The organism is Bathymodiolus platifrons methanotrophic gill symbiont (assembly GCF_002189065.1).
Lineage (GTDB): Bacteria > Pseudomonadota > Gammaproteobacteria > Methylococcales > Methylomonadaceae > Methyloprofundus.
In genome coordinates, this window is the sequence record NZ_BDMN01000593.1 from 1 (window position 1) to 1,129 (window position 1,129).

The 1,129-nt window shown below is 34.3% G+C and carries 2 protein-coding genes; both read right to left on the reverse strand.

Annotation, left to right across the window (positions count from 1 at the left end; all coding sequences use genetic code 11):
- Nucleotides 1-86: 86 nt before the first annotated feature.
- The gene (locus CDZ78_RS20790; RefSeq protein ID WP_087868120.1) at nucleotides 87-359 is read right to left on the reverse strand and encodes a hypothetical protein; all 273 of its coding nucleotides are present in this window, start codon (nucleotides 357-359) and stop codon (nucleotides 87-89) included.
- A 266-nt stretch (nucleotides 360-625) separates the two neighbouring features.
- Nucleotides 626-877, reverse strand: a complete 252-nt coding sequence (locus CDZ78_RS23495) for a LysR substrate-binding domain-containing protein (RefSeq protein ID WP_087871629.1) — start codon at nucleotides 875-877, stop codon at nucleotides 626-628.
- Nucleotides 878-1,129 lie beyond the last annotated feature (252 nt).

Here is a 1,129-nt window from a genome sequence, read left to right on the forward strand (position 1 = left end):
ACGCGGCTTTAGATAAGTCCACCTAATAGATGAATTCATTGGATTGCCTGCTGTATGCTGTTGAAGAATATCTAAAAAGTCTTGATCTATTCCACTGTATTCAGGGGTAGAGGTCTTTTTTTTCGACCGCCTCCAGGTTGTCTGATTCCTGTTATATCCAGTTCTAATTCGGTGAGTTCTTTTTTTCCTTGGCGGATAGTTTTTGGGTCACACTCTAATAAAGCTGAAATATAGTTAACGCCACCATGAGATAATTTTTCACTTTCAATGGCGGCATACCGTCGCTTATTTTTTTCACAAAGTGAGTCATAAAATTTCTTCATCGACTTTTCGATATTTTTTTTATAAGGAAATGACATAAGACAACCACTGAGTAATAAATTAAGATAACCTTAATTTAGGGGAGATATTTCATTATTCAAGCTTGGCTGCTTCAGGAAGTTATTTCGTGCACATTCCTTAGCGATCTCGATTGAAAGAATGAATTTATTAGCCCGTCCGTATCTTGAGTTTTTTATACTGTGGTTTAGGTAGAGTTTATTTCGCCTTGAGAAAACTACAATATTATTTTTAATATAATTTCAATAGGTTACCATTTTATTTTTGTTACTTGAAAGGTAATCTTTTATTGTGAAATAAAATGTGTCTCAAGCAAACGGTTACACAAGCTACCTACTGCTTCTGGCTGGTACAAGATAAAATCAATAAATGCTTGTGCAGCGGGTGATAACTGTTTCGTTTCATGATGCACAACATACCAACTGCGCATCAGTGGAAAATCCTGAACATCCAATTCTACCAGGCACTTAGTTGCCAGTTCTAAAGTAACTGAAGTTTCCCAATTATTGAGTAGCTGAAATACACAATGCTGGTGTATCGAGGTTTATTTTAGGTGGTTTTGCCATGTTTATAGCAAACCCCTACTTAATTCCCCTTAGGCAATAGCATTTGAAACGAATGAAAAGACTATTTTTTTCATATAGTTGTAGCATAGTTTCAATTTTACCATAAATAATTATTGGGAAACTTCAGTTTATTACTCAGTGGTTGTCTTATGTCATTTCCTTATAAAAAAAATATCGAAAAGTCGATGAAGAAATTTTATGACTCACTTTGTGAAAAAAATAAG